This window comes from Nocardiopsis baichengensis YIM 90130 (assembly GCF_000341205.1).
In the GTDB taxonomy this organism is placed as follows: Bacteria; Actinomycetota; Actinomycetes; order Streptosporangiales; family Streptosporangiaceae; genus Nocardiopsis_A; species Nocardiopsis_A halophila.
This window is the reverse complement of the sequence record NZ_ANAS01000050.1, coordinates 1-14373: the sequence shown is the minus strand read 5'-3', so window position 1 is coordinate 14373 and position 14373 is coordinate 1. Positions and strand designations below refer to the sequence as shown.

The window sequence follows — 14373 nt, the reverse complement described above, 5'->3', positions numbered from 1 at the left end:
GACCAGGCCCGCGCCGTTGCCGATGATGCCGACCTGACCGTCGAGCTTGACGTAGTTCAGGCCCTTCTCCTTGGCCTTGACCTCGAGGGGGTCGCCCTCGGCGGTCGAGGCCAGGCTCTCCAGGTCCTGGCGGAACCCGGCGTTCTCGTCCAGGGTGACCTTGCCGTCCAGGGCGACGACGCGCCCGTCACCGGTGAGGATCATCGGGTTGACCTCGACCAGAGTGGCGTCCTTGGCGACGAAGACGTCCCAGAGACGGGTGATGAGCTCGGCGGCGCCCTGGGCGGCCTTCTCCGGCAGCTTGCCCTGCTCGACGATCTCGGCCGCGACCTCGGCGGGCGCGCCCTTGAGGGCGTCGATGGCCACCTTGGCGACGGCGTCCGGGTCGGACTCGGCGACCTCCTCGATCTCGACGCCGCCCTCGGCGGAGCAGATCGACAGGAACGTGCGGTTGGCCCGGTCCAGCAGGAAGGAGAGGTAGTACTCCTCCGCGATGTCACTGGCCTCTTCGACCAGGACGCGGTGCACGGTGTGGCCCTTGATGTCCATGCCCAGGATCTGCTCGGCCTTGGCCTGGGCGTCCTCGGGGCCGTCGGCCACCTTCACACCGCCGGCCTTGCCGCGGCCGCCGGTCTTGACCTGCGCCTTGACGACAACGCGGGACGTGCCTGCCGCCGCGAACTCCTCGGCGATGGCACGGGCCTCTTCGGCCGTGCCCGCCACCTTTCCCTGGGGTACGGGGACCCCATGCTCCGCGAAGAGCGCCTTCGCCTGGTATTCGAACAGGTCCACGAGGGTCCGTCCTTGTTACTCGCTGGCTGCAGTGGTCTGCGGAGGCGTGTCACTCGCACCGCGCCGCCGGGAACCGTGGCCCGGAGGTCCGCGTTGTACTTTCCTTCGAGGATTCCATCCGCAACATGCGGAAGCTTAGTCCTCCCGGGGGTTGCGAGCCGCCACCGGGGGGCCGGTGACCAGTCAAAGCGCGGATTCGAGAGGAATCCCACCGGCGCTCTGACAGGCGATGCCGTGAGAATTCGTGTGACCTGTCACATCGGCTCTCACACGGGCCCGGAGAACCACTCCCAGGCCAGCTTGGCCAGCAGCGCCAGGACCACCACGACCAGAACCGCGCGCACGAAACCGGTCCCGCGGGTCAGCGCCATGCGGGCGCCGACCTGCGCCCCGGCCACGTTGCACGCGGCCAGGGCCAGCCCCATCGCCCACAGGATGTCACCGTTGACGGCGAACACGGTCAGCGCGCCGACGTTCGTGGCGGTGTTCACGATCTTGGCCGACGCCGAGGCGGAGACGAAGTCCATACCGGTGACCGAGGTGAAGGCGATGATCAGGAAGGTCCCGGTCCCGGGGCCGACGAGTCCGTCGTAGAAGGCCACGCCCGCGCCGGCGATCAGCACGGCGGCGGCGATCCGGCGCGGGGTGAGCCGCGCGGGGTCGGCGGCCGCCCCCAGCGCCGGGCGCACCACCACGGTCACCAGCACCGCCGCCAGCACCGCCATCACGATGGGGCGCAGCGCGTCGGAGGAGATCGACCCGGCCAGCGCGGCCCCCGCCCCGGAGCCGAGCAGCGCCAGGCCGGCGGCGGGCCACACGGTGCGCCGGTCCGGCCGCACGCCGCGGGTGTAGGCCACGGCGGCCGAGGCGGTGCCGAAGACCGCCGTGAGCTTGTTGGTGCCCAGCAGCGGGGCCACCGGGGCCTGGGGGAAGGCCGCCATCAGGACCGGCAGCAGGAGCAGGCCGCCCCCGCCGACGACGGCGTCGATCCACCCGGCCGCCATGGCGGCGGCCAGCAGCAGCGCCAGGATCCCGGGCGGGGTGTCGGTGAGCGTGGGCAGCAGATCGGTCGGCACGAGGCCAGGATTGTACGGACATGCCCGGCCTCACACCCGGGCCGCCCCCTAGCCGGCGGCGTGCAGCGCCGGGATGTTGTCCCGCACCCACTCCCCGATCTCGGAGGTGGTGGCGCCCGGGGTGAAGATCTTGGCCACGCCCAGCCGCTCCAGCTCGGGGATGTCCTCCTCGGGGATGATGCCCCCGCCGAACACCCGCACGTCGGTGGCCCCGTTCTCCTCCAGCAGCTCCATGACCCGCGCGAAGATGGTCATGTGCGCCCCGGACAGGACCGAGAGGCCGATGGCGTCGGCGTCCTCCTGCAGCGCCGCGCTGACGATCATCTCCGGGGTCTGCCGCAGACCGGTGTAGATCACCTCCACCCCGGCGTCGCGCAGGGCGCGGGCGACCACCTTCACCCCCCGGTCGTGGCCGTCCAGCCCCGGTTTGGCGATGACCACGCGAACCGTCGATGCCGCACCCATGCCGCGAACCTCCCGCAATGCCGACCGTGGGTGCAGCGTAACGCAGGTCACTTTCCGTTGAACGCACCGGGTGGCGGGTATCCCCCAGGTATGTCCGACGATCTCGACCGGCTCGACCAGCTGGACACCGACGAACTCCGCGAGCGCGCGTTCGCGCTGGCCCGGCACCGGTGGGACGTGCAGTTCTTCTGGCGGCTGCTGCGCAGCATCCCGGCCGCCGAGGCGGCCGCGGGCCACCTGGAGGCCGGCGAGGCGGGGATCGCCACCGCCTCGGCCCGCGTCGGCGAGGCCCTCTCCGCCGAGGCCGACCCCGAACTGCAGGAGGCGCTGCGGCCGCTGTACATCGCCTACCTCGACGAGCACGGCCCGGCCCCCGACTAGGGTGTCCGAAAACCGCCGGTCCGGTCCGGGTCCGAGGCGCACAATGGGGGCGTGACCTTCTCGGAGATGGACGACGACCAGCTCTACCGGGCGGTCCGGGGCAAGGACGCCCGCTTCGACGGGGTGTTCTACCTGGCGGTGACCAGCACCGGGATCTACTGCCGCCCCAGCTGCCCGGCCACCGTCCCCAAACGGGCCAACGTCCGCTACTACCGCTCGGCCGCGGCCGCCCAGTCCGCCGGCTTCCGGGCCTGCAAGCGCTGCCGCCCGGACGCCTCCCCCGGGTCGCCGGAGTGGAACGTGCGCGCCGATGCGGTGGGCCGGGCCATGCGGCTGATCGCCGACGGGCAGGTGGACCGCGGGGGCGTGCCCGCCCTGGCCGCCGCGGTCGGCTACAGCGAGCGCCAGCTCAACCGGCTGCTCACCGACGAGCTGGGGGCCGGGCCGCTGGCGCTGGCCCGGGCCCGCCGGGCACAGACCGCGCGGGTGCTGATCGAGACCACGGCGATGCCGGTCTCCGACGTCGCCTTCGCCGCCGGGTTCGCCAGCATCCGCCAGTTCAACGCGACCATGCGCGAGGTCTTCGACCGCTCCCCCGCGCGGATGCGCGCGCTGTCCCCGCACCGCACCGAGCCCCCCGCCGACGGGGCGCGGCTGCGCCTGCCGCTGCGCGCGCCCATCGACCGCGGCCGCATCCGCGCCTTCCTGGCCGCACGGGCGGTCCCCGGCGTGGAGGAGGTGCGCGGCGACCGCTACCGGCGGGTGGTGGACCTGCCGCACGGCACCGGCATCGCCGAGGTCGACCTGGGCCCCGCCGGGGCCGGGCCGCCCCACCTGCCCTGCCGCCTGCACCTGGCGGACCTGCGCGACCTGGGCACCGCCGTGCAGCGGCTGCGCCGCCTGTTCGACCTGGACACCGACCCCGGGGCGGTGGCCGAGGTGCTGGGCGCCGACCCGCTGCTGGCCCCGTCCGTGCGCGCCCGCCCCGGGCTGCGCGCCCCCGGCGCCGCCGACCCCCGGGAGCAGGCGGTGCGGGCGGTGGTCGGGCAGCAGGTGTCGGTGGCGGCGGCCCGGACCGCCGCCGGCCGGATCGCCGAGCGGTACGGCAAGCCGCTCGCGGCCCCCTCCGGGGGGCTGGTGCGGGCCTTCCCCCGCCCCGAGGCGCTGGCCGCCGCCGACCCCGCCGACCTGCCCATGCCCCGCTCCCGGGGCAGGGCCGTGGTCGCGCTCAGCGAGGCGATGGCCTCGGGCGCCATCGACCTCGGCCCCGGCGCCGACCGGGAGGAGGCCGCCGCGCGCCTTCTGGCCGTCCGCGGGATCGGCCCCTGGACCGCCGACTACATCCGCATGCGCGCTCTCGGCGACCCCGACGTGTTCCTCATCGGGGACCTGGGGGTGCGCAGGGCGCTGGAGCGCCTGGGCGGCGTCCCCGGCGCCGACGCACAGCGCGCGTGGAGCCCGTACCGTTCCTACGCCACGCACCACCTGTGGGCCCGGGACGCGGACGAGAGCGAGGAGTGACATGGAGCCGGTGCCGTACACGATCACGGACTCCCCCGTGGGGGAGCTGCTCCTCACCGGCGACGGCCGCGCCCTGACCCGGGTGGGCCTGTCCCCCTTCACCGTCCCCGAGGGCGCCGAGCCCGCCCCGGAGCTCTTCACGGACGCGGTCGAGCAGCTGGACGCCTACTTCGCGGGCGACCTGACGGAGTTCTCCCTCCCCCTGGCCCCCGAGGGCACCGACTTCCAGCGCAGGGTCTGGCGGGAACTGGCCGCCGTCCCCTACGGCACCACCGTCGGCTACCGCGACATCGCCGCCGCCCTGGGCTCCCCCGGCGCCGCCAGGGCCGTGGGCAAGGCGAACAACAGGAACCCGCTCCCGATCGTCGTCCCCTGCCACCGGGTCGTCGGCGCCGACGGCGCCATGGTCGGCTACGGCGGGGGCGTGGAGCGCAAGGAGTTCCTGCTCCGGCTGGAGGGCGTCCTGCTCTGGTAGGCCTCGTTGGCGGCGATGAGCCCGTCGAGCCGGTCCCGCGCCCGGGCCAGCTCCCCGATGCGGTCGGACAGCCGGTCGCGTTCGTGCCGCATCCGCTCCAGCGCCGCGCCGGTGGTGCGGTCGCTCGGCGCGTCGGCGCACGGCAGCAGCTCGGCGACGGCCCGGCTGGACAGGCCCGCGGCGAACAGGCACCGGATGAACCCGACCCGGTCGACGTGCTCCTCGGTGTAGTGCCGCTGCCCGCCGGCGCTGCGCACGCTGGTGAGGATCCCCTGCTCCTCGTAGTAGCGCAGCGAGCGGACGCTGACCCCGGTCCGCGACGACAGCTCCCCGATCCGCACCGGCCCCTCCTCCCCGTGCCGTGATCCGCGGCACAGACGCTTGCCTCTGACACCGATGTGAGGTTCTAGCGTAGCCGCAGCGCCCGGCGACGGGCACCGCGCACAACCGAGGAGCCTTGCCATGACCACCCTGTTCGACGCCTACCGCAGCGGCCGCCTCCTCCTGCCCAACCGGGTGGTGATGGCCCCCATGACACGGGTCCGCGCCGCCCCCGGCGGGCTGGCGACGCCCTCGATGGCGGCCTACTACGCCCAGCGGGCCACGGCCGGGCTCATCGTCTCCGAAGGGGTGCAGCCGAGCCTGGTCGGCCAGTCCAACCCGGGCACACCGGGCCTGCACACCGATGAGCAGACCGCCTCCTGGCGCCCCGTGACGGCGGCCGTGCACGCCAACGGCGGGCGCATCTTCGCCCAGATCATGCACGGCGGCCGGGTGTCCCACCCCGACACCACCGGGACGGACCCGGTCGGCCCCTCGGCGGTCCCCGGGACCGGCCGGGTGTTCACCCCGAACGGCCCGCGCCCGCTCCCGGTGCCGCGCGCCCTGGACACCGGCGAGGTGCCCGAGCACGCCGCGTCCTACGCCGACGCCGCCCGCAGGGCCGTCGACGCCGGGTTCGACGGCGTGGAGCTGCACGGCGCCAACGGGTACCTGATCTCGCAGTTCCTGGCCCCCAACGCCAACCGGCGCACCGACCGCTACGGCGGCTCCATCGCCGGCCGGATCCGGTTCGCCGTCGAGGCGGCGGCCGCCACCGCCGAGGCCGTCGGCGCCGACCGCACCGGGATCCGCCTCTCCCCGGGCGCGGGCATCTGGGGCGTGGAGGAGACCGACGTCCCCGAGCTCTACACCGCCCTGCTCGAAGAACTCGCCCGCCTCGGCCTCGCCTACGTCCACCTGGAGGCCACCACCGACGAGGAGGTCCTGCTCGGACTGCGCCGCACCTGGCCCGGCACGCTCATCGTGAACCCGGGGACGCCGGGCGGGCCCAAGCAGACCGGGCCGGACGACGCCGAGCACTGGCTCGGTCTGGGCGCCGACCTCATCGGCTTCGGACGCGCCTACATCGCCAACCCCGACCTGGTCGAGCGGCTGCGCAACGCCCTCCCCCTGGCCCCCGCCGACGAGGCCTCCTTCTACGGGGGCGGCGACCAGGGCTACCTGACCTACCCGGCCTACCAGTACTAGGATGGGGACGCGGCGATCGCCGCGTCCCTCTTCTTCGATCCCCGTTCCGGCCATGTCCCGTCATGCCCGCATCCACCGGAACGGGGACCTCCACCGTGCACCGCCTCGCCGTCTGGGCCTTCGGGCTCGGCGCGTTCAGCGTCCAGTTCGACTCCTTCGCCCTCAACCTCGCCCTGCCGTCCATCGGCGCCGACCTGCACATGCCCACCGACCGGCTGCCGCTGGCCGTCGCCGCCTACCTGCTGGCCTGCGGGGCCGCCATGGTCCCCGGCGGGCGCGCCGGGGACGCCCTCGGGCACCGCCGGCCGCCCTCATCGCCTTCCGCACCCTGCAGGGCCTGGGCGGCGGCCTGGTGATGCCCGCCGGGCTGGCCCTGCTCGCCCGCACCGTCCCGCCCGAGCAGGCCGCCCGCGCCACCGGCCGCGCCCTCGGCGCCGCCGGGTCGGCCACGGCGGCCGGCCCCGTCCTCGGCGGGGCGCTGACCTCGCTCGCCGGGTGGCCGTGGGTCTTCCTGGCGGTGGTGCCCCTGACCGCCGCGGCGGCCGCGGCCGCCCGCAGCCGCCGCGCCGCCGACCCGGCGGAGGTCGCCGAGGCCGCGGCCTGGCTGCTCAGCGACCGCTCCTCCTACGTCACCGGCACCGTCCTGCGGGTGGACGGCGGCATGCTCGCCTAGGGCTCCTCCAGGGCCGCCATGATCTCGCCCAGGACCGCGACCTGCTCCGGGGTCAGCCGGTCGAACACCCGCTCGCGCACCTTGGCGACGTGGCCGGGGGCCGCGGCGTCCAGCGCCGCCCGGCCCTCGGCGGTGAGCACCGCCCAGTACCCCCGGCGGTCGTCGGTGCACGGCTCCCGGCGCACGTGGCCCATCCGCTCCAGCCGGGTGATCTGGTGGGTGAGCCGGCTCTTGGAGACGATGACGCTGTCGGCCAGGTGGCGCATCCGCATGCGCTCGCCCTCGGCCTCCGACAGGCTCACCAGGATCCCGTACTCCACCAGGCTCAGCCCGCTGCCCTTGTGCAGGTCCCGGTCGAGCTCGGACTCGATCCGCGACTGGGCGCGCAGCAGGCTCCGCCAGACGCTCTGCTCGTGCCGGCTGAGCCACTCGACCGTGTCCATGCCGGTCATCGTAGCCCTGCCAGCCACTCCGCCGCCGCCCCCGCCACCGCGGGCGGCAGCGTGTGGCCGCCCGGGTGCTCGTGCACCACGACCCGGGCCCCGCGGTCGCCGAGCTGCCCGGCCAGCAGCCGCGCCTGATCGAGCGGGGTGACGGTGTCGGCGGCGCCCGCCGCCATGAACACGTCGGTCCCCGACAGGTCGGCCGGGCCCGGGTCGCGCCCCTGCAGCGGCGCCGCGGACGCGAACAGCGCCGCGCCCCGCAGCAGGCCCGGGTGCAGGAGCAGCAGCGCCGCGGCGATGTTGGCGCCGTTGGAGAAGCCGACCGCGACCAGGCGCCGCGGGCCCAGCCCGTAGGCCTGCGCGGCCCGCCCGGCGAACCCGGCCAGCTCTCCGGCGCGCTCCACCACGTCGTCGACGTCGAACACGCCCTCGCGCAGCCGCCGGAACCACCGGTTGGCGCCCCTCTCGTCCACCGGGCCGCGCGGCGACAGCAGCGCGGCGCCGGGGTGCAGGGCCCGGCCCAGGCCGAGCAGGTCGTGCTCGTCGGCGCCGGTGCCGTGCAGCAGCAGGAGCGCCGGCGCGTCCTCCCGCCCCGGCTCGTACACGTGGACCAGGCCCAGGTCCTCCCGTGCCTCCATCAGGCCCCCTCCTCCGGCACCGCCAGCTCGGGCAGGTTCCGCTCGATCTCCTCGCGGCGCGGCTCCAGCCACGGCGGCAGCCGCAGCGCCCGGCCCAGCCGGAGCAGCGGCTCGTCGTAGTCGAAGCCGGGGCCGTCGGTGGCGATCTCCAGCAGCACCCCGCCGGGCTCGTGGAAGTAGACCGAGGTGAAGTAGGAGCGGTCGCGCACCTCGGTCACGTCCACCCCGTCGGCGGCCAGCGCCCCGCGCCAGGCCTCCTGGGTGGGGCCGTCGGGCGCGCGGTAGGCGACGTGGTGCACGGTCCCGGCGGCGACGAGGCCGCGCTCGGCCCGGGGGTCGGCGACCACGTCGACCAGGGTGCCCACCCCCTCGGTGCCCGCCCCGGTGCGGAACCGGTGGCGCGGACCGTCCTCGGCGACCGGCTCGAAGCCCAGGCGGCCGCCGAGCATCTCGGCGGTGCGGTCGGCGTCGTGCTCGGTGAGGGTGACCGAGCGGATGCCGCGGACGGCGTGCTCGACCGGGACCGCGCCGCCGTCCCAGGGGTCGGTGTCGTGCGTGCCGGCGCTCGCGACCAGCTCGATGACCAGGCCGTCCGGGTCGCGCAGGGTGAGCACGTCCTCCTCGATGCGCTCGGCGGGCCGGTCGGCCTCCACCCCGAGCGCCGACAGGTGCCGCGCCCACCAGCCCAGCGACCCTTCGGGCACGGCGAAGGAGGTGACGGTGGCCTGCCCGGCGCCCCGGCGGCCCCGGGGCGCGTCCGGCCAGGGGAAGAAGGTCATGACGGTCCCGGGGTTGCCGGCCCGGTCGCCGTAGTAGAGGTGGTAGGTCTGGGGCGCGTCGAAGTTGACGGTCCGCTTGACCAGCCGCATGCCCAGCGCGTTCCGGTAGAAGTCGGCGTTGGCCTGCGGGTCGCTCGCGATGGCGGTGACGTGGTGGATCCCGCTCGGGCGGACGTCCATGGTGGCCTCCTCGTGTCCTCACTCGCGAGAACGGTTGAAGATTCAACAACATTCCTCGCGGACCGCACCACCTGCACGTGCACCGCCACTACGCTGTCCCGCATGGCGCACCGTCATCCCAGCAAGCTCAATGCCGAGCACGTCGCCCACCCCTCGGCACGGCGCCTGCTCAAGGCCGAGCTCGCCAACTGCGCCGAGTGCCGCGCCCGCTCCGAGGAGGAGGCGCTGGCCACCCCCGAGGTCCTCGCCTCACTGCTGCACGGCTTCGCCCTCAAACGCGCGGCCCAGTGGCGCGACCGCCACTCCCGCTACCCCTCCGCGCTGCACGACCTCGCCCCGCCCGCCGAGGTGCGCTTCCTGACCGGGCCCACCCGGGAGATCGCCCTGCTGTGCATCATCGGCTCGCGCTCGGGCGACCGCGTGGACACCGCGGCCGCCCTCGACGAACTCGACGCCATGACCGGCACCGAGCGCTCCCTGGTCCTCAGCGACCTCATCGACGGCCTCTTGGAGGACGAGGGCTGAAGGCCCTCATCCGGCCCCAGGCGCTCCCGGACACGGCCTGCGGGCGCCCACGGCCGGAACCATGGCCGCGAGCATGACCAGCATGCCGATGCCCACCCGCCGTCCGACGAGCGGGCCCGTCAGGCCGCCGAAGGAGTGCGCCACCACGATCGGGGGCGGCGACGGCGGAGTCCGCATGGTCCTCCAGACCGGCGGAGGGGTCGTCGCAGGGGGAGGTCGGCGTTCACCGCGGCGTGTCCGCGCCCGCGCATCTCCCGCTCCAGGAGGCGCCAGTGCCACGGGCCGCAGCCCGCGCCGCGGTCGTCGGCCATGAAGTCCACGTGGACGCGGCTCCCGCCCCCCGCTTCCCGGCACCTGCTGGAAGCCCAGCTCGACCGGGCGGGAGGACGCGTTCTGCGACTCCTCGCCCGGCCAGACCCGTCAAGCGATTCACCTCTCCCTAAATCCCCAGCGTTTCGGCAGTTGGCACGCACGTCCGAATATCCGAATCCACGAAAACGAACAGCCGACCACCTGTCCACTCTCGGTCAGCCTGCTTTTCCTCCGTCATTGCCTCGGCGTTCAGTGGACCCTAGAGTGGTTTCCGCCCTCCCGCGGACCACAGCACCGCATGAAACGACGCGAAACCCTTGCGAACGCGATCGGCATTTCACCACCCCACGAAAACCGCAAGGCATAAACACGGCCCCCTTTCCCTGAGAGGGGCCACCGCGGCCCGGTGCCCTGACGCACCACCGGCGGGCAGCCGCTCCGTACCGGAGAACCCGAGACGCCCCGCGAGTGAGCGGGCGAACCGACGCCAGAGCAGAACGAGCACGAAGTGGAGTCCGCCATGTCCGCGACCCCCGGGACGTTCACCATCGCCGACCGGACCTTCCCCCGCATGGGCTTCGGCGCCATGCACATGTCCGGGGACCGTTGCTGGGGCCCACCCGCCGACGTTCCCAGCGCGCTGGCCGTCGCCCGCCGGGCGGTCGGGCTCGGCGTGCGGTTCATCGACACCGCGGACTCCTACGGCCCCGGCATCGCCGAGGAGCTGCTGGCCGAGGCCCTGCACCCCTACCCCGAGGACGCGGTCATCGCCACCAAGGCCGGGCAGAGCCGCCCCTCGGCCCGCGAGTGGAAGCCGCTGGGCCGCCCCGAGTACCTGCGCCAGCAGGCCGAACTGAGCCTGCGGCGGCTGCGCGTAGAGCGCATCGACCTGTTCCAGCTCCACCGCATCGACCCCCAGGTCCCCCTTGAGGAGCAGATGGGGGCGCTGGCGCAACTCCAGCGGGAGGGCAAGGTCGGTGCCATCGGCCTGTCCGAGGTGTCCGTGGAGCAGATCGAGGCCGCCCGCCGCGAGGCCGAGGTCGTCAGCGTCCAGAACCGCTACAACCTGGCCGACCGCGCCTCGGAGAAGGTCCTGGACCACTGCGAGCGCGAAGGCATCGCCTTCATCCCCTACGAGCCCCTCGACTCCGGGGACCTCGGCCGGGCCGGCGGACCGGTCGCCGAGATCGGCGAGGAGACCGGCGCCTCCTCCGCCCAGATCTGCCTGGCCTGGCTCCTGCACCGCTCCCCCGTCGTCGTTCCCATCCCCGGCACGAGCTCCGTGCGGCACCTGGAGGACAACGTCGCCGCCGCCCGCGTCGATCTCACCCCCGCCCACGTCGCCCGCCTGACCGAGGCGGGCCGACCCGCCTGACCGGCCCCGGCGACCTGCTGGTCATCATCGGCTCCGCGCGGGTCGAGGAGCGGTGGGCGGCTCTACGATCGGGGGCCCTCTCTCGGACGGGAGGACGCGTCCAGCAACTCCTCGCCCAACCGGGTACGCACGTGCAGGACGTGCCGACCGTAGCGGTGCGCGCGCGTCAGACCCGCGCCGCGCAGCGCCGACATGTGCTGGGAGACCGCCCCGCGCGTCAGGCCCGTCCGCTCGGCCAGCGCCTTCCCCGACATCGGGGAGCGCAGTTCGGCCAGGATCCGTGCGCGCGTGCGGCCGATGAGGGCGCCGAGCCGCTGCGGCGCGTCCGCGGGCCGCCGCTCCCACAGGGTGCCGACACCGCGCGGCGGGTACCGCAGCGTGGGCTGGAAGTCCCGATCGACGATGTGGTAGGTCTGCGGCCAAGCGAACACCGACGGCGCGAGCAGCAGCCCCCGCCCGCCGAGCACCTGGTCGGGCGGGGTGTACACGGTGGACACGTGCAGCGTCTCCCCGCGCCAGGCCACCGAGGCGTCCAGATCCCGGAACAGCGCCTCGGCACCCCCTTCGGCAAGCTGACGGGAGCGGTAGAGGACCTCCCCCTCCAAGAGCACGAGCATCCGCGGCCAGAACGGCGCCAGCACGGCCTCCCAATAGCCGACGATCTCGTCCGCCAACCGCGCCAGACCGGATGCCGGGTCACGGTACAGGGCCCGCACGTGCGGCCCCCCGAGGCCGGGCATCTCCTCAAGGGCCCGCCGCACGTGGCCGGGGTCCTGGGCCCGCATCCCCGCCAGCTCGGTCCCCAGGTCCGGGTCGGTCACGCTCGGCGGAGGGCAGACGAACCCGGGAACCGCCCCGGACTCCCAGGCCGCCAGCGCCGACAGCAGCGGCCATTCCACGCCCCCGCGGTCCAGCGCCTCCCGCGCCCACCCCGCCCACCGCCGGTGCAGGGCGTGCTCCTCCTCCCGCTTGAGCACCCTGACGCTGGCCACGACCTCCCACAAAGGAGAGAAGGCGAAACGAAGGCGAGCGATGTCCGCCGCAGAAAACGAGAGTTCCAGCATCCCCGGCCCCCCATCATTTACCGTCGGCTCAATTTATCGCTCTCCTCTCTCCGCATCTCCCTTGTGGAACCATGCCCTCATCCCCACCCGCCGCCCGGCGTCCGCGGTCGATGTTCGCCCTGCTGGCCGAAAAGGATTTCCACAGGCTGTTCACCGGCAAGGCCGCCGGCATGCTGGGAACCGAGATCGGCCACCTGGCGATTCCGCTGATCGCCATGGCCCGGCTGGAGGCCTCGCCCGCCCAGGTCGGGCTGCTGGGGGCGCTCGCCACGGTCGCATTCCTGATGTTCGGCCTGCCCGCGGGCGTCTGGGTCGACGCCATGCGCAGGAGGAAGGTGCTGATCGCCGCCGACCTCGCGTCGCGTGGTTCCTGGACGTGCTGACCATCGAGCAGCTCTACGTCTGCGTCCTCCTCAACGGGCTGGCGACGGTCTTCTTCGACGTCGGGGCCCAGAGCTACCTGCCCTTCATCGTGGGCCGGGACAAACTGGTACCGGCCAACGCCCTGCTGGTCGGCATCGACGCGACCGGCAGCATCGGCGGCCGCGGGGCGGGCGGGTTCCTCGTCCAGTACCTGGGCGGGCCTCCCGTCGTCCTCGTCAACGCGGTCTGCTACCTGTGGTCGGCCGTGGGGATCGGGATGATCCGCCGGCGCGAACCCGCACCCGAGCCCGCGCCCGCCACGAGCCTGCTCCCGCAGATCCGCGAGGGGGTCCGGTTCGTGTTCGGGCACCGGCCCCTGCGCCCCATCGCCCTGTCGGCCACGGCCACGAACTTCTCGATCCAGTCCGTCCTGATCATGATGCCCGTGCTGCTCGTCGACGAGCCGGGCCTGGAGGAAGGGGCCGTCGGGGTGTTCTTCGCCGCGGGCGGGGTCGGCATCCTCCTCGGCTCCCTCACCGCGGAACGCGTCGCCGACCGGCTCGGCCACGGCCGCAGCCTGTGGGTGTCCAGCGCCCTCCCGCGCCCCGGACCGAAACCCCGAACGGCTCACCCCGTCAGCCCCGCCCGTAGGCGGAGCCCGAGGCCGGATCGGCGGTTCCCCCAGGTCGCTCGTCGGCTGCCGGGCTGCTCGCGGTCCGGGTGGACGGCGGCGACGACGCAGGCGGGCGGTCCTGCCGGTAGCGCTGTCGGGTGTGGGGTGTGCGGGTGGTCCCGGGAAGAGGCGGCGACGGAGCGACTGGTACCCCGCTCACAGCCGTCGGCCGGGCGGTAGGACAGCGGTGGCCAAGGTCGGGGCAGCGGCGCTGGGGAGGCGGCGGGACGGCATCCGGAGCCGGGACATGCCCCGGACCGGCTCTCCTGCGTGTGGGGCCGGCGTGTGGGGCCGGTACGCAGCGAGGGTGCTGTCGAGCCCGCGGGGAACCCGGGGGAGGCCTGTCCGTCTGTGCGGCGGGCACACTGCATCACTCCCCTCCGAATGAAGGGGGGAGGTGCGGGGTACTCGCAGGGTCCACCCGGTCGGGGCGGTGCGGGCGCGCTCGAGCAGGGCCCCTTGGCAGGGGTCGGGCATCCGGGGTGCGGGTGGGTTCCGCTCCTGTCGCCTCCAGCGGTCGCCTTCGGTGACTCAGGACGCCTTGGGGAGGGAGCCGTCCTCGTCGTCCCCGCCCGACTCCCGCTTGCCGGTGCGGGTCTGGTGGCGGCGGGCCCGGTAGTGGGCCTGGAGGCGGCGCATGTGCTTCTCGCGGTTGTGCCGCCCGCACAGCAGCTGCGCATTGCCCAGGGCGGTGGCCCCGCCCTCCCACCACTCGGTGCGGTGGTCCCCCTGGCACCACCGCGCCGGAACGCTGCCCCCCTCCTCCCACGGGCACGTGCCCGCCGTGGCCACCAGCGCCTCGCGGATGGGGGAGGGGAACGTCCTGCGGGCCCGCCCGATGTCTACCACGCCCTCGACGGGGTCGGTGACCAGCCGCCGCACGGTGGAGTCCGAAGCCAGGGCCCGAACCGCCGAGGGCGGCAGCAGGCGCCCGCGGTCCGTGGTGGCCGGGGCCGCCCCCTCCTTCAGGAGCAGGGCCTCCAGCGGCACCACCACGCTCACCTGCGGACGCAACACCCCCCGCCGCCGGGACCCCGCCCCCTGCTCAACGCGGGGCGCGGCCAGGGCCGCCGCGGCGTCCGAGCCCTCCTGCGGCACCGGCACCTCA

At 74.4% G+C, this 14373-nt stretch carries 19 protein-coding genes; 10 read left to right on the top strand and 9 right to left on the bottom strand.

The features are described from left to right. From C892_RS0128105 to C892_RS0128095, 3 genes are all read right to left on the bottom strand, one after another. Nucleotides 1-792: ATP-grasp domain-containing protein (locus C892_RS0128105; protein ID WP_017559936.1), on the bottom strand; the 792-nt coding region annotated here is incomplete at its 3' end. Nucleotides 793-1058: 266 nt separating this feature from the next. Beyond that, nucleotides 1059-1868 carry a TSUP family transporter gene (locus tag C892_RS0128100; protein WP_017559935.1) on the bottom strand — a complete coding sequence of 270 codons (810 nt, stop codon included), beginning with the start codon at nucleotides 1866-1868 and terminating at the stop codon, nucleotides 1059-1061. Nucleotides 1869-1916: 48 nt separating this feature from the next. After that, entirely contained in the window at nucleotides 1917-2333 is a 417-nt protein-coding gene (locus tag C892_RS0128095; protein ID WP_026124693.1) for a coenzyme B12-dependent isobutyryl CoA mutase small subunit, read from the bottom strand. Between the two features lie 90 nt (nucleotides 2334-2423). On the opposite strand from C892_RS0128095, the gene C892_RS0128090 reads away from it, so the two are divergent. The 3 genes from C892_RS0128090 to C892_RS0128080 all read left to right on the top strand — a co-directional run bounded on the left by C892_RS0128090 (nucleotide 2424) and on the right by C892_RS0128080 (nucleotide 4710). Continuing rightward, on the top strand, nucleotides 2424-2714 hold the full coding sequence (locus C892_RS0128090; protein WP_017559934.1) for a hypothetical protein: 291 nt from the start codon (nucleotides 2424-2426) through the stop codon (nucleotides 2712-2714). A 66-nt stretch (nucleotides 2715-2780) separates the two neighbouring features. Next, nucleotides 2781-4235, top strand: coding sequence for an AlkA N-terminal domain-containing protein (locus C892_RS0128085; RefSeq protein WP_239647572.1), 1455 nt, complete (start codon nucleotides 2781-2783; stop codon nucleotides 4233-4235). A 1-nt stretch (nucleotide 4236) separates the two neighbouring features. Then, nucleotides 4237-4710 carry a methylated-DNA--[protein]-cysteine S-methyltransferase gene (locus C892_RS0128080; RefSeq protein ID WP_017542091.1) on the top strand — a complete coding sequence of 158 codons (474 nt, stop codon included), beginning with the start codon at nucleotides 4237-4239 and terminating at the stop codon, nucleotides 4708-4710. Here C892_RS0128080 and C892_RS0128075 read toward each other — a convergent pair. Continuing rightward, the gene (locus C892_RS0128075) at nucleotides 4647-5051 is read right to left on the bottom strand and encodes a MerR family transcriptional regulator (RefSeq protein WP_017559932.1); all 405 of its coding nucleotides are present in this window, start codon (nucleotides 5049-5051) and stop codon (nucleotides 4647-4649) included. The two genes, C892_RS0128080 and C892_RS0128075, sit on opposite strands and share 64 nt — an antisense overlap. 121 nt (nucleotides 5052-5172) lie before the next feature. On the opposite strand from C892_RS0128075, the gene C892_RS0128070 reads away from it, so the two are divergent. The 3 genes from C892_RS0128070 to C892_RS32480 all read left to right on the top strand — a co-directional run bounded on the left by C892_RS0128070 (nucleotide 5173) and on the right by C892_RS32480 (nucleotide 6913). Continuing rightward, nucleotides 5173-6240 carry an alkene reductase gene (locus C892_RS0128070; protein ID WP_017559931.1) on the top strand — a complete coding sequence of 356 codons (1068 nt, stop codon included), beginning with the start codon at nucleotides 5173-5175 and terminating at the stop codon, nucleotides 6238-6240. A gap of 62 nt (nucleotides 6241-6302) precedes the next feature. Further along, nucleotides 6303-6596, top strand: a complete 294-nt coding sequence (locus C892_RS32485; protein ID WP_239647571.1) for an MFS transporter — start codon at nucleotides 6303-6305, stop codon at nucleotides 6594-6596. Beyond that, nucleotides 6596-6913 (top strand): MFS transporter, encoded by a 318-nt coding sequence (locus C892_RS32480; protein WP_017559930.1) that lies wholly within the window; start codon nucleotides 6596-6598, stop codon nucleotides 6911-6913. The genes C892_RS32485 and C892_RS32480 overlap by 1 nt, the downstream gene beginning before the upstream one ends. Here the strand turns inward: C892_RS32480 and C892_RS0128055 are convergent. Genes C892_RS0128055 through C892_RS0128045 form a run of 3 tightly spaced genes read right to left on the bottom strand, consistent with a single transcriptional unit; the run spans nucleotide 6910 to nucleotide 8953 of the window. Beyond that, entirely contained in the window at nucleotides 6910-7365 is a 456-nt protein-coding gene (locus C892_RS0128055) for a MarR family winged helix-turn-helix transcriptional regulator (RefSeq protein WP_017559929.1), read from the bottom strand. The genes C892_RS32480 and C892_RS0128055 overlap by 4 nt on opposite strands. Beyond that, the gene (locus C892_RS0128050) at nucleotides 7362-7994 is read right to left on the bottom strand and encodes an alpha/beta hydrolase (RefSeq protein WP_017559928.1); all 633 of its coding nucleotides are present in this window, start codon (nucleotides 7992-7994) and stop codon (nucleotides 7362-7364) included. Before C892_RS0128050 ends, C892_RS0128055 begins: the two co-directional genes overlap by 4 nt. After that, on the bottom strand, nucleotides 7994-8953 hold the full coding sequence (locus C892_RS0128045) for a VOC family protein (RefSeq protein WP_017559927.1): 960 nt from the start codon (nucleotides 8951-8953) through the stop codon (nucleotides 7994-7996). The genes C892_RS0128050 and C892_RS0128045 overlap by 1 nt, the downstream gene beginning before the upstream one ends. A 102-nt stretch (nucleotides 8954-9055) precedes the next feature. On the opposite strand from C892_RS0128045, the gene C892_RS0128040 reads away from it, so the two are divergent. Next, a complete protein-coding gene (locus tag C892_RS0128040; protein WP_017542082.1) occupies nucleotides 9056-9478 on the top strand; it encodes a hypothetical protein in 423 nt (140 codons plus the stop codon). Between the two features lie 832 nt (nucleotides 9479-10310). Then, nucleotides 10311-11165 carry an aldo/keto reductase gene (locus C892_RS0128035; RefSeq protein ID WP_040685648.1) on the top strand — a complete coding sequence of 285 codons (855 nt, stop codon included), beginning with the start codon at nucleotides 10311-10313 and terminating at the stop codon, nucleotides 11163-11165. 62 nt (nucleotides 11166-11227) lie between these two features. Here the strand turns inward: C892_RS0128035 and C892_RS29820 are convergent, their stop codons facing one another. Beyond that, a complete protein-coding gene (locus C892_RS29820; RefSeq protein WP_239647570.1) occupies nucleotides 11228-12157 on the bottom strand; it encodes an ArsR/SmtB family transcription factor in 930 nt (309 codons plus the stop codon). Nucleotides 12158-12300: 143 nt separating this feature from the next. Here C892_RS29820 and C892_RS32710 point away from each other — a divergent pair, with 143 nt between their 5' ends. Further along, nucleotides 12301-12612, top strand: a complete 312-nt coding sequence (locus tag C892_RS32710; protein WP_152513496.1) for an MFS transporter — start codon at nucleotides 12301-12303, stop codon at nucleotides 12610-12612. Beyond that, on the top strand, nucleotides 12606-13445 hold the full coding sequence (locus C892_RS30990) for an MFS transporter (RefSeq protein ID WP_051060618.1): 840 nt from the start codon (nucleotides 12606-12608) through the stop codon (nucleotides 13443-13445). The genes C892_RS32710 and C892_RS30990 overlap by 7 nt, the downstream gene beginning before the upstream one ends. Nucleotides 13446-13796: 351 nt before the next feature. Here C892_RS30990 and C892_RS0128020 read toward each other — a convergent pair. Then, nucleotides 13797-14373 (bottom strand): HNH endonuclease signature motif containing protein (locus C892_RS0128020; RefSeq protein WP_026124691.1); only part of this gene is annotated, 577 nt, incomplete at its 5' end.

What these genes read in the sequence shown, in the direction of transcription:
- C892_RS0128095 (WP_026124693.1), bottom strand. Translation starts at nt 2,333, where the DNA reads ATGGGTGCGGCATCGACGGTTCGCGTGGTCATCGCCAAACCGGGGCTG.
- C892_RS0128090 (WP_017559934.1), top strand. Translation starts at nt 2,424, where the DNA reads ATGTCCGACGATCTCGACCGGCTCGACCAGCTGGACACCGACGAACTC.
- C892_RS0128085 (WP_239647572.1), top strand. Translation starts at nt 2,781, where the DNA reads ATGGACGACGACCAGCTCTACCGGGCGGTCCGGGGCAAGGACGCCCGC.
- C892_RS0128080 (WP_017542091.1), top strand. Translation starts at nt 4,237, where the DNA reads ATGGAGCCGGTGCCGTACACGATCACGGACTCCCCCGTGGGGGAGCTG.
- C892_RS0128070 (WP_017559931.1), top strand. Translation starts at nt 5,173, where the DNA reads ATGACCACCCTGTTCGACGCCTACCGCAGCGGCCGCCTCCTCCTGCCC.
- C892_RS32485 (WP_239647571.1), top strand. Translation starts at nt 6,303, where the DNA reads ATGCCCGCATCCACCGGAACGGGGACCTCCACCGTGCACCGCCTCGCC.
- C892_RS32480 (WP_017559930.1), top strand. Translation starts at nt 6,596, where the DNA reads ATGCCCGCCGGGCTGGCCCTGCTCGCCCGCACCGTCCCGCCCGAGCAG.
- C892_RS0128055 (WP_017559929.1), bottom strand. Translation starts at nt 7,365, where the DNA reads ATGACCGGCATGGACACGGTCGAGTGGCTCAGCCGGCACGAGCAGAGC.
- C892_RS0128050 (WP_017559928.1), bottom strand. Translation starts at nt 7,994, where the DNA reads ATGGAGGCACGGGAGGACCTGGGCCTGGTCCACGTGTACGAGCCGGGG.
- C892_RS0128045 (WP_017559927.1), bottom strand. Translation starts at nt 8,953, where the DNA reads ATGGACGTCCGCCCGAGCGGGATCCACCACGTCACCGCCATCGCGAGC.
- C892_RS0128040 (WP_017542082.1), top strand. Translation starts at nt 9,056, where the DNA reads ATGGCGCACCGTCATCCCAGCAAGCTCAATGCCGAGCACGTCGCCCAC.
- C892_RS0128035 (WP_040685648.1), top strand. Translation starts at nt 10,311, where the DNA reads ATGTCCGCGACCCCCGGGACGTTCACCATCGCCGACCGGACCTTCCCC.
- C892_RS32710 (WP_152513496.1), top strand. Translation starts at nt 12,301, where the DNA reads ATGCCCTCATCCCCACCCGCCGCCCGGCGTCCGCGGTCGATGTTCGCC.